The 11564-nt window shown below is 63.0% G+C and carries 7 protein-coding genes; 5 read left to right on the forward strand and 2 right to left on the reverse strand.

What is annotated here, in order from left to right; translation table 11 throughout:
• Positions 1-37: 37 nt before the first annotated feature.
• On the forward strand, positions 38-835 hold the full coding sequence (locus ACPEE1_RS11650) for a MetQ/NlpA family ABC transporter substrate-binding protein (RefSeq protein WP_027010639.1): 798 nt from the start codon (positions 38-40) through the stop codon (positions 833-835).
• Positions 836-913: 78 nt separating this feature from the next.
• Here ACPEE1_RS11650 and ACPEE1_RS11655 read toward each other — a convergent pair whose 3' ends face one another.
• Positions 914-1738, reverse strand: coding sequence for a PP2C family protein-serine/threonine phosphatase (locus ACPEE1_RS11655; RefSeq protein ID WP_182341610.1), 825 nt, complete (start codon positions 1736-1738; stop codon positions 914-916).
• 197 nt (positions 1739-1935) lie between these two features.
• Between ACPEE1_RS11655 and ACPEE1_RS11660 the strand changes: the two genes are divergently transcribed.
• Positions 1936-3984 carry an ATP-dependent DNA helicase gene (locus ACPEE1_RS11660; RefSeq protein ID WP_423932724.1) on the forward strand — a complete coding sequence of 683 codons (2049 nt, stop codon included), beginning with the start codon at positions 1936-1938 and terminating at the stop codon, positions 3982-3984.
• Between the two features lie 73 nt (positions 3985-4057).
• Here ACPEE1_RS11660 and ACPEE1_RS11665 read toward each other — a convergent pair whose 3' ends face one another.
• Positions 4058-4867 (reverse strand): outer membrane protein assembly factor BamD, encoded by an 810-nt coding sequence (locus ACPEE1_RS11665; protein WP_116924449.1) that lies wholly within the window; start codon positions 4865-4867, stop codon positions 4058-4060.
• Positions 4868-5095: 228 nt separating this feature from the next.
• Between ACPEE1_RS11665 and dnaE the strand changes: the two genes are divergently transcribed.
• The 3 genes from dnaE to clpA all read left to right on the forward strand — a co-directional run bounded on the left by dnaE (position 5096) and on the right by clpA (position 11535).
• The gene (gene dnaE / locus ACPEE1_RS11670) at positions 5096-8641 is read left to right on the forward strand and encodes a DNA polymerase III subunit alpha (protein ID WP_116923958.1); all 3546 of its coding nucleotides are present in this window, start codon (positions 5096-5098) and stop codon (positions 8639-8641) included.
• Positions 8642-8754: 113 nt separating this feature from the next.
• Positions 8755-9129 (forward strand): ATP-dependent Clp protease adapter ClpS, encoded by a 375-nt coding sequence (clpS, locus tag ACPEE1_RS11675; RefSeq protein ID WP_021025816.1) that lies wholly within the window; start codon positions 8755-8757, stop codon positions 9127-9129.
• 63 nt (positions 9130-9192) lie between these two features.
• Positions 9193-11535 (forward strand): ATP-dependent Clp protease ATP-binding subunit ClpA, encoded by a 2343-nt coding sequence (clpA, locus tag ACPEE1_RS11680; RefSeq protein ID WP_423932728.1) that lies wholly within the window; start codon positions 9193-9195, stop codon positions 11533-11535.
• Positions 11536-11564: the final 29 nt, after the last annotated feature.

An 11564-nucleotide genomic window follows, 5' to 3' on the forward strand; every position in this document is an offset into this window, starting at 1 on the left:
TACAGTTCGGTATCGCATTTGAAAAGGTATCGCTCCCGTGCAAAAACGTACATTGCTGCAATCCGTGCTGGCCCTGGCTTTGGCCGCCGGTGTCTCTGGCGCCGCAGTCGCACAAGACAAGGAAATCAAGATCGGTGTGACCGCTGGCCCGCATGGCCAGATCATGGAGCAGGTCAAGAAGATCGCCGAAAAAGACGGCCTGAAGATCAAGGTCATCGAGTTCAGCGACTACATCCAGCCCAATGCCGCGCTGCAGTCCGGTGAGCTCGATGCCAACAGCTACCAGCACAAGCCCTATCTGGACGCGCAGATCAAGGACCGTGGCTACAAGTTTGTGGCCGCCGCCGACACCGTCAATTTCCCGATCGGCATCTACTCCAAGAAGATCAAGAAGATCGAGGAGTTGAAGGAAGGCGCGCGCTTTGGCCTGCCCAATGACCCGACCAATGGTGGCCGCGTATTGCTGCTGCTGCAGGCCAATGGCCTGATCAAGTTGAAAGACAGCGCCGGTCTCAAGGCCACGCCGCTGGATGTGGTCGAGAACCCCAAGAAGCTGCGCTTTGTCGAGCTGGACGCCGCCCAGCTGCCGCGCTCGCTCGATGACCTGGACGCCGCTGCGATCAACACCAATTTCGCGATCTCGGCGGGTCTGAACCCCAAGTCCGACGCCATCGTGGTTGAAAACGCCAAGAACCCCTATGTGAATATTCTGGTGATCCGCGAAGCGGACAAGAACCAGCCCTGGGTGGCCAAGCTGGTCAAGGCATACCACAGCGAGGAGATTCGCAAGTTTGTCGACACCCAGTTCAAGGGTGCGGTGATGCCTGGCTTCTAAGCGACTCTAGACACAACAAAAAGCCTCGCGGTTTAGGACTGCGAGGCTTTTGCTTTTAAACGGATCGGCTTAACCGCTTTAACTGCGCACCGGTGGCTTGGCCTTGGCGCGTTTGCTGCCGGGCACCACGGCCTGGGTCGCCTCTGCCGGCAGCGGCTCGACCTTGACGATGGCCAGCGACATATTGTCGCCCGAGCCCGAAGCGCGCATGCGGGCGCGCTCGATGAGGAACTGGCTGGCTTCGCGCGGCGAGAGCAGGCGTGTGATCGATGACAGCTCATCGGGCGAGAAGTAATGCCATATACCGTCACTGCAGGCCAAGAGCACATCGCCTTGCTTGAGCATGGGGATGCGGTGGTGGATCAAAGGCGGGTCATCGGCCGTGCCCAGGCAGTGCAGCAAGATATTCGATTGCGGGTGGTAGCGTGCTTCTTCCAGCGTGATCTGGCCCTGGTCGACCAGGGTCTGCACATAGGAATGGTCACTGGTCTGGTAGAGCAGCTGCCCGTCACGGAAATGGAAGATGCGCGAATCGCCCGAATGCACCCAGGCGCAAGCGCCGTTGGGCAAAATCAGAAAAGCCGCAATAGTGCTGTGGGGCTCTTGCTCGGCCGCAATGGCCACCAGGCGGATCAGCAAATGGGCTTCGCGCACCAGGTTGCCGAGCATTTCTTCGGCATTGTCGGTCTCTGGCGAGTAGCGCTCGAACACCTGCTTGGCTGTCAGCATCACCTGGTCCGATGCTGCACGCCCGCCGCTGCGCCCGCCCATCCCATCGGCCACCACGGCCAGCACGCAGCCCTTGGCGCGCGGGTGGGCGAGCATGATGACCTGGTCCTGCTGGTAGGGCCGGTCGCCTTTGTGGAGGCCGGTAGCGGCAGAGAGTCGGTAGCTGGTGCTCATGCGCGAGGGGGTGGTGGGCAAGTGGGGTGACGAAGGAGGAATCATAGAGCAGATTGCCCGGCGGGGCGCCAAAGCATGCGGGGTGATGCTGCCAACCGATGTTTGTATACCAACGTCTGGGGCCGTTGGGCAAGCGCAAGCCGGGGCAGGGCGTCGAACGCGCTAGACTGCGATGCCCGCGAAACCGCTCTTCACCGATGCCCCGTCCTCCCGCCCTTGCCATTGATGCCCCGCTGCGCCTGCGTCCGCAGCAGGAGCAGATGATCGCGGCCATCGAGGCGGCCTGGGCCCAGGGCCAGCGGGTGGCGATCGAGGCGCCCACGGGCACTGGCAAGACCTATGCCTATCTGATAGCGGCCTTGGACCGCCAGGAGCGCTTTGTGGTTAGCACCGCCACCCGGGCGCTGCAGGACCAGCTCGTAGACCGTGACATCCCGGCGCTGCTGGCCCACCAGGGCCTGCAGCGCAAGGTGGCCGTGCTCAAGGGGCGGGAGAACTATGTGTGCCTATTGGGCCTGGAGCAGGCGCGCAGCAAGCTGCAAGGCCAGCATGCGGGGGCGTTGGCCCAGGTCGAGCGCTGGGCGCAGAGCACGCAAGGGGGTGATCTGTCCGAGCTGGACGATATCAGCCATCTGACCAGCCTCGTGCCGCACATCACGGCCAGCCATGACGAATGCCTGGGCCAGCGCTGCAGCCACTTTGAGCGCTGCTTTTCCAACCAGGCCCGGGCCCGCGCCGCGCAGGCCGATATTCTGGTGATCAACCACCATCTGTTTTTCAGCGAGCTGCGCCACCGCCAGATGCTGGGGGTGGGACACGGCTTTGTGCCGCTGGCGCAGACCATGGTGATGGACGAGGCCCACCAGCTGCAGGCCATTGGCCTCAAAGTGCTGGCCAAGGGCCTGAATGTGGGCGATATGCGCGACTACCTCCAGACGGTGGAGCGCGAGACCAGCCTGCATGCACGCGGCTTTGCGCCCTGGCATGCCCTGCTGCAGCAGGTGCAGCAGGCCTTGGTGCAGTGGATGGGGGCCGAGCAGCGCTTGCTGGGCCCCGCCGATGCCCCCACCGATGCGGCAAGCCGCACCACAGGCCGCCAGGCGCTGGTCAACCTGCACAACCTGCTATCGGCCCTGGTCGCCGCCTTGCAAGGGGTGGCCGGCAGTGCGGCCGCAGTGGCCCAGCTGGCAGGCCAGGGCGATGTGATGCTGCAGGCCTTGCGCCAGTGGGCCCAGGGCGGCGGCCAGGACCGGGTGCGCTGGTGGGATTCCCCCGGTTATGTGCGCGCGGGCCAGGCGGGCGACCTGCAGGCCCATGGGCGCTATGCCTGGCGCCAGGGCTTTCGGGAGTCGCCCCTGTGGCTGTGGCAGGCGCTGCAGGCGCTGGGCCCCCAGGTGCAGGCCAGCAGCTGGCTGGGTCAGGGCGTGCAGCGCTGGCTGTTTACCTCGGCCACCTTGGGCGATGATGCGGCGCTGACCTGGTTTGCCCAGGGCCTGGGCTTGCGCAGTGACAGCAGCGATAACAGTGAGACTGGTGATGCGCCCTTGCTCGCCAGCCTGCGCTTGCGCAGCCATTTCGACTGGGGCCAACAGGCCCGGCTCGTGGTGCCCCAGGGCCTGCCGGGCACTGATGCACCGGCGGCCGAGCGCGCGCAGGCACTGGCCCAGTGGCTGCTGCCTCATCTGAAGGCGCTGGGCGGGCGCTGCATGGTGCTGTGCACATCAACGGCTGCCATGCAGGCCTTGGCCCAGGCCTTGCGCCAGGGCCTGCAGGGCCAGGCCATCACCGTGCTGCAGCAGGGCGAGCAGCCCAAGCGCCGCCTGCTGCAGGCCATGCGCACGGCGCCCGGCGGCAAGTCCGGCCGCGTGCTGGTGGGCACCCTGGGCCTGTGGGAGGGGGTCGATCTGCCTGGCGAGGCGCTGCAGCTCCTGGTGATCGACAAACTGCCGTTTCCGCCGCGCCATGATGTGCTGCATGCAGCGCGCGTGCAGGCGCTGCGGGCTGCGGGCCGGGATGCGTTTGAGCGCTATGTCCTGCCGCAAACGGCGATGCAGCTGCGCCAGGGCGTTGGGCGGCTGATTCGGTCTGCCAGCGACCAGGGTGTGGTGGTGATCGCCGATGAACGCCTGCACAGCCGCAGCTATGGCGCGGCCTTGCTGGCGGCGCTGCCGCCGCTGCCCAGTCTGGATGACGCAGCCTTGCCGGCGTTTTTGCAAACCTTGGCAGAAAAAGAGCTCCGGCCGTAAGAAAACGGCTGCTGCAAGTGGTGACCCGCAACAGCCGCTTGGCTATCTAATCACGCGCCTCAGGCGCGTAGCATCACCACATCTTCCACCAGGGGCGCTCTTCCTTGCGGAAGCCATTGGCCAGCAGACGGGTGTTGGGGTAGCTTGCTTCCAGCACGCGCTTGGTGTCGGCGGCCATGTCGGCCATGTTCAGGCGCTCGTAGGACAGCATCAGGATGTAGAGCGCGTCCTCTTGTGCAGGCACTTCCTTGTAGTCGGCAATAGCGGCTTGCGCGCGGTTGACGGCGGCCACATAGGCGCCGCGCTCGTAGTAGTAGCGGGCGACGTGCACTTCGTACTGAGCCAGCGAGTTGACGATGTAGCGCATGCGCTTTTCAGCGTCGGGCGCGTACTTGGACTCGGGAAAGCGCGTGGTCAGCTCACGGAACGATTCGAACGAATCCTTGGCGGCCTTCTGGTCGCGCTCGGACAGGTCCTGCTTGGACACCCAGGAGAAAAGACCCAGGTTTTCGTTGAAGTTCACCAGGCCCTTGAGGTAGAGCGCATAGTCCACGCCTTCGCTGGCGGGGTGGAGCTTGACAAAGCGGTCCAACGTGGCAATGGCCTGGGCCTTTTCACCGCTCTTGTACTGGGAATAGGCCTTTTCCAGCTGGGCTTGCTGCGCCATCGCGGTGCCAGCGGCACGGCCTTCGAGCTTTTCATACAGCGGAATGGCCTTGTCGAACGAGCCGGACGACGCCTCGTCACGCGCTTCCGAATAAATCTTGTTCGGGCTCCAGCCGGCGGTGGGATCCACATCGGTCGATGAACAGCCTGCCAGCAACGCGGCAAGTGCTACAGAAGCGATAGCGGGAACCTTCGATTTGGGGTACGCAAACAGCATTTTTGGCTTGAAATCCATGGACGGAAAGCTGAAAAACTGCGTGGGGCGGCAAAGCCCGCCACGCAGCGGGGCAGCCCGTGCCGCGCCCTCTGATCTGGGCCATTGTAATCGGCGCGCAGCCCGCTGCCGCAGAGCCGGACTTGTCGCCTGTAGGGCTGTGTAACATTCCGCGCCGGATATGCCATGGTTTGCAGCGGCGGTGCTGCGGCTTTCCTACAATGCAGGGATATGTTCGTACACCTTCGCATCCATTCCGAGTTTTCCATCATCGACAGCACCAATCGCGTGGGCGATTTGATCAAGTTTGCTGCGGGTGATAGCCAGCCGGCGATGGCGCTCACCGATTTGAACAGCCTGTTTGGCGCCATCAAGTTTTACAAAGCCGGGCGCGGCGCAGGTGTCAAACCCCTTCTGGGCGCCGAGCTGACCTTGGAGCCTGAGGTGGCAGGCGGGCCGCTGTCGCGCATCATCGTGCTGATCCAGAGCCAGCAGGGCTACCTGAACCTGTCGGAACTGCTGGCGCGTATCTGGATGGCCGACACCATCAAAGCGCAGCCGCAGTGCACCTGGGCCTGGCTGGAGGAGCTGTCAGACGGCCTGATCCTGCTGTCGGGCGCCCAGGCCGGCCCCGTCGGCCAGGCGCTGATGCGTGGGGATGAAAAGACCGCCCGGGGCGTGGCACTGCGCCTGGCGGGGCTGTTCCCGCACCGTTTCTATATCGAGCTGCAGCGCGCTGGCCGCGCCGATGACGAAAGCCATGTGGCCGCTGCGGTCGCGCTGGCTGCCAATCTCAAACTGCCAGTCGTGGCCACGCACCCGGTGCAGTTCACCAAGCCTACCGATTTTGAATCGCACGAAGCCCGCGTCTGTATTGCCGAGGGCGAGACCCTGGGCAATAAAAAGCGCGTCAAGCGCTTTACCCGCGACCAGTACCTGAAATCTGCTGCCGAGATGGAGGCCCTGTTCGCCGATCTGCCCAGCGCGATTGCCAATACCGCCGAGATCGCCCGCCGCTGCAGCGTCACCCTGCAGCTGGGCAAGTACTTCCTGCCCGATTTCCCCACGCCCAATGGCATGCCGATTGACGCGTATTTCCGCAAGGCCTCGTTCGACGGGCTGGAGGAGCGCCTGCAGCTGCTGTTTCCCAACGCGGCCAAGCGCGAGGCCGAGCGGGCCAAGTATGTCGAGCGGCTGGAGTTCGAGCTGGGCATCATCTTGAAGATGGGTTTTCCCGGCTACTTCCTGATCGTGGCGGACTTTATCAACTGGGCCAAGAACAATGGCTGCCCGGTGGGGCCGGGCCGGGGATCGGGGGCGGGCTCGCTGGTGGCCTATGTGCTCAAGATCACCGATCTGGACCCGATCCACTACAACCTGCTGTTCGAGCGCTTTCTGAACCCAGAGCGCGTCTCGATGCCCGACTTTGACGTGGACTTTTGCCAGGCCAACAGGGACCGGGTGATCGACTATGTGAAGGACCTCTACGGCCGCAATGCGGTGAGCCAGATTGCGACTTTCGGCACGATGGCCGCGCGTGCGGCGATCCGCGACGTGGGCCGCGCGCTGGATATGAGCTATGGCTTTTGCGATGGCATCTCCAAGCTGATCCCAAACAAGCCGGGCCTGCATGTGACCTTGAAGTACCCGCCCAATCCTCCGAAGGACGGCGACAAGTACACCTATGCGATCAAGGAAGAGCCGATCCTGGCCGAGCGCATCGAGAAGGAAGAGGACGTCAAGACCCTGATCGAGATGGCCCAGAAGCTCGAAGGCATGACCCGCAACATCGGCATGCACGCAGGGGGCGTGGTGATTGCGCCGGGCAAGCTGACCGATTTTTGCCCGCTCTACCAGCAGCCGGGCAGCACCTCGGCGGTGGCCATGTATGACAAGGACGACGTCGAGGCCGTGGGCCTGGTCAAGTTCGACTTCTTGGGCCTGGCGACCTTGACGATTCTGGAGATCGCGCGCGAATTCATCATCAAGCGCCACAAGGGGCAGGAGAACTTCAAGTTCGAAGAGATTCCGCTCGACGACGCCCGCACCTACCAGCTCTTTTCGGCCGGCAAGACCGAAGCCGTGTTCCAGTTTGAATCGCGCGGCATGCAGCAGATGCTCAAGGAAGCCAAGCCCAGCCGCCTGGAAGACCTGATCGCGCTGAACGCGCTCTACCGGCCGGGCCCGATGGACCTGATCCCCAGCTTTGTGGCGCGCAAGCACGGCAAGGAAGTGGTGGAGTACCCGCATCCGCTGGTCGAGAAGGTGCTGTCCGAGACCTACGGCATCATGGTCTACCAGGAGCAGGTGATGCAGACCGCCCAGGTGCTGGGCGGCTACAGCCTGGGCGGCGCCGACTTGCTGCGCCGCGCGATGGGCAAGAAAAAGGTCGAGGAGATGGTGCAGCACCGCGCCACCTTCCGCGAAGGGGCCTCCAAGATCGGCATCGACGAGGCCAAGGCCGACGAAGTGTTCGATTTGATGGAGAAGTTTGCCGGCTACGGCTTCAACAAGTCGCACGCCGCGGCCTACTCGCTGCTGGCCTACCATACCGGCTGGCTCAAGGTGCACTACACGGCCGAGTTCTACTGCGGCAATATGACCGTGGAAATGGACAACACCGACAAGCTCAAGGTGCTGTACGAGGACGCGCTGAAAATGGGCGTGACCTTTGAGATGCCCGATGTGAACCGGGGCCACCACCGCTTCGAGCCGGTGACCGACAAGGTGATCCGCTATGGGCTGGGCGCCATCAAGGGCACTGGCCAGGCCGCCATCGAGGCCATTGTGGCTGCGCGCGAAGGTAAGGGCACAGGGCCGCAGGGCGATACCAAGGGCCCGTTCAAGAGCCTGTTCGACTTCTGCCTGCGCGTGGACCGCAGCAAGCTCAACAAGCGCACGGTCGAGGCGCTGATCAAGGGCGGTGCCTTTGACAGCATCCAGCTCAACCGCCGCGCGCTGATCGAATCGGTCGACGTAGCCTTTGAATTTGCCGCCACCACCCATGCCAACGCCAACCAGGGCGGCCTGTTTGACATGATGGGCGATGACGCCGTGGGCTCGAGCACGCAGGAGCCGCCACTGGCCGATGTGCTGCCCTGGGGCATCAAGGAGCGCCTGGTGCAGGAGAAGACCGCCATCGGTTTCTACCTCTCGGGCCATTTGTTTGACGAGGTGGAGCTGGAGGTGCGCCAGTTTGTGCGCACCCCCATCTCCCAGCTCAAGGACAGCCGCGAGCCCCAGACGGTGGCGGGCATCATCAGCGACATGCGCGTCATCAACGGCCAGCGCGGCAAGCTGGTGCTGTTCAAGATCGACGACAAGTCCGGTGTCATCGAGGGATCGCTGGATGAGGCCACCTGGAACCGCCACAAGGAGCAGCTCAAGGACGATGAATTCGTCATTCTGAGCGCCCGTATCGGGCAGGACCACTTCAGCGGCGGGCTGCGCGCCAAGGCGCAGCATGTCTGGGGCCTGGCCGATGCGCGTGCCCGTTTTGGCCGCTATCTGCTGGTCAACACCGACCGCCACCAGCCCGATGTTGCGCGGCTGATTCAGGAGTTTCCCGCAGTCGAGGAGCACACCGACGAGGGCGTGCTGCGCCACGGCCTCAAGATTCGCCTGGGCGTCGTCTGCGGCCAGGGCCAGGCGCGGGCCGGGGTGGAACTCAACCTGGGCGACGCCGCACGCTTTTTCCCCAGCGACCAGGCCATGGCGGCCTGGTCCCAGGAAGCGGGCCACGAAGCCATCAAAATCGTTTACGAAAGCATGGCCTAAGAGCAATTGTGCCCGGGCTGAAAAACGGCTGGACCAGCGGTTGCTGGTGCCGCCGTATTGAAGTTCATAAAAGCATCACCATCTTTGTCCATGTGGAAATTTAGCCTTATAGAATGATCTCAATGGCCACGAAACCTGTTGTTCCTCCCTCGCCGAATCTGCCTGCAACGCCCCAGCCCCCGGAGGACGGCGGCGGGGCGCTGGTGGTCGAGCGCATCGCCCAGCGGGTGGAGCCACCGAAGATGTACCAGGTGGTCATGCTCAACGATGATTTCACGCCGATGGAGTTTGTGATTGAGGTACTGCAGCATTTTTTTGGCAAGAGCCGGGAGGCGGCCACGCAGATCATGCTGAAGATCCACCTGGATGGGAAAGGTGTCTGCGGGGTGTACTCGCATGAAATCGCCGAAACCAAGGTGGCGCAGGTGATGGATGCCGCCAACGGAGCGGGTCACCCGCTTCAAGCCGTATCGGAGCCTGTTGAATAACGGAATCTGGTCCTCATCTAGAAGCAAGTTGAGTGTATTTGGCAAGCAATAAAGGAGTTTCAAATGATTGCTCAGGAACTGGAAGTCAGCTTGCACATGGCTTTTGTCGAAGCCAGGCAGCAGCGCCATGAATTCATCACCGTGGAGCATTTGCTGCTGGCCTTGCTGGACAACCCGAGTGCTTCCGAGGTGTTGCGCGCATGCTCTGCCAATATCGACGATCTGCGCGCGTCGCTGACCAATTTCATCAAGGACAATGCCCCGCAGGTGGCCGGTGAAGACGAAGTGGACACCCAGCCTACCTTGGGTTTCCAGCGCGTGATCCAGCGCGCCATCATGCATGTGCAAAGCACCGGCAATGGCAAGAAGGAAGTGACCGGCGCCAATGTGCTGGTGGCCATTTTTGGCGAAAAGGACTCGCATGCCGTGTACTACCTGCACCAGCAGGGCGTCACGCGCCTCGATGTGGTCAACTACATCGCCCATGGCATCAAGAAGAACGACACGCCCGAGCTGCCCAAGTCCGAGTCCAGCTCGGATGCGGAAGAGGTGGGCAGCAACAACGCCGAGCGCGCTGAAAAGGCCTCGCCGCTGGAGCAGTTCACCGTCAACCTGAACCAGCAGGCCAAGGATGGCAAGATCGATCCGCTGATCGGCCGCCAGTACGAGGTCGAGCGCACGATCCAGATCCTGTGCCGCCGCCGCAAGAACAACCCGCTGCTGGTGGGGGAGGCCGGCGTGGGCAAGACGGCGATTGCCGAGGGCCTGGCATGGCGCATCACGCAAGAAGATGTGCCCGAAGTGCTGGCCGAGGCCACCGTCTACTCGCTGGACATGGGCTCGCTGTTGGCGGGCACCAAGTACCGCGGTGATTTTGAGCAGCGTCTGAAAGGCGTGCTCAAGGCCTTGAAGGACAAGCCCCATGCGATCTTGTTCATTGACGAGATCCACACCCTGATCGGTGCCGGTGCGGCCTCGGGCGGCACGCTGGATGCGTCCAACCTGCTCAAGCCGGCGCTGTCGAGCGGCCAGCTCAAGTGCATTGGCGCAACCACGTTCACCGAGTACCGCGGCATCTTCGAAAAAGATGCAGCGCTCTCTCGCCGCTTCCAGAAGGTCGATGTGGTCGAGCCGACCGTGCCCGAAACCATCGATATCCTGAAGGGCCTGAAGTCGCGCTTCGAAGAGCACCACAACGTCAAGTACGCGGTGGCCGCTTTGCAGGCAGCCGCTGAACTGTCGGCCAAGTTCATCAATGACCGCCATCTGCCCGACAAGGCGATCGATGTGATCGATGAGGCCGGCGCCGCGCAGCGCATTCTGGCGCCCTCGAAGCGCAAGAGAACCATCGGCAAGACCGAGATCGAAGAGATCGTCGCCAAGATTGCACGCATTCCGCCGGCCAACGTCAGCAATGACGACCGCGGCAAGCTGCAGACCCTGGAGCGCGACCTGCGAAGCGTGGTCTTTGGCCAGGACAAGGCGCTCGAAGTGCTGTCCTCGGCAGTCAAGATGGCACGCTCTGGCCTGGGCAAGGTCGACAAACCGATTGGTTCGTTCCTGTTCTCGGGCCCCACGGGTGTGGGCAAGACCGAAGCGGCCAAGCAGCTGGCCTACATCCTGGGCATTGACCTGATCCGCTTTGACATGTCCGAGTACATGGAGCGCCATGCGGTTTCGCGCCTGATCGGTGCGCCTCCGGGCTATGTCGGTTTCGACCAGGGCGGCCTGCTGACCGAGGCCGTGACCAAGAAGCCCCATGCGGTGCTGCTGCTCGACGAAATCGAGAAGGCGCATCCGGATATCTTCAATGTGCTGCTGCAGGTGATGGACCACGGCACCTTGACCGATAACAACGGACGCAAGGCCGACTTCCGCAATGTGATCATCATCATGACCACCAATGCGGGTGCCGAGACGATGAACAAGGCCGTCATTGGCTTTACCAACCCGCGTGCGGCGGGCGACGAGATGGGCGACATCAAGCGCCTGTTCACGCCCGAGTTCCGCAACCGGCTGGATGCCATCGTCAGCTTCAAGCCGCTCGACGAACAGGTCATTCTGCGTGTGGTCGACAAGTTCCTGCTCCAGCTCGAGCAGCAACTGGCCGAGAAGAAGGTCGAGGTCACGTTCAGCGACAAGCTGCGCAAGCACCTGGCCAAGACCGGCTTCGATCCGCTGATGGGTGCGCGGCCGATGCAGCGCCTGATCCAGGACACGATCCGCCGGTCGCTGGCCGACGAGCTGCTGTTTGGCCGCCTGACCGATGGCGGGCGCCTGAGCGTCGACTGGGACGACAGCAACGCCGACAAGCCCGAGGTGATGCTCGACATCCAGCCGCTGCCCAAGAAGGAGCGCGCCAAGCAAGAGCCGGCCGAGCCTGAAGAGGAAGTCGCCGCCGATTGAGGCCCCTGCGCCTTGAGGACAAAAACAGC

This window comes from Comamonas sp. 23 (assembly GCF_049601575.1).
Lineage (GTDB): Bacteria > Pseudomonadota > Gammaproteobacteria > Burkholderiales > Burkholderiaceae_C > Comamonas > Comamonas squillarum.

Coding starts and splice junctions, on each gene's coding strand:
- dnaE (WP_116923958.1), top strand. CDS start 5,096: ATGTTCGTACACCTTCGCATCCATTCCGAGTTTTCCATCATCGACAGC.
- ACPEE1_RS11665 (WP_116924449.1), bottom strand. CDS start 4,867: ATGCTGTTTGCGTACCCCAAATCGAAGGTTCCCGCTATCGCTTCTGTA.
- ACPEE1_RS11655 (WP_182341610.1), bottom strand. CDS start 1,738: ATGAGCACCAGCTACCGACTCTCTGCCGCTACCGGCCTCCACAAAGGC.
- clpS (WP_021025816.1), top strand. CDS start 8,755: ATGATCTCAATGGCCACGAAACCTGTTGTTCCTCCCTCGCCGAATCTG.
- clpA (WP_423932728.1), top strand. CDS start 9,193: ATGATTGCTCAGGAACTGGAAGTCAGCTTGCACATGGCTTTTGTCGAA.
- ACPEE1_RS11660 (WP_423932724.1), top strand. CDS start 1,936: ATGCCCCGTCCTCCCGCCCTTGCCATTGATGCCCCGCTGCGCCTGCGT.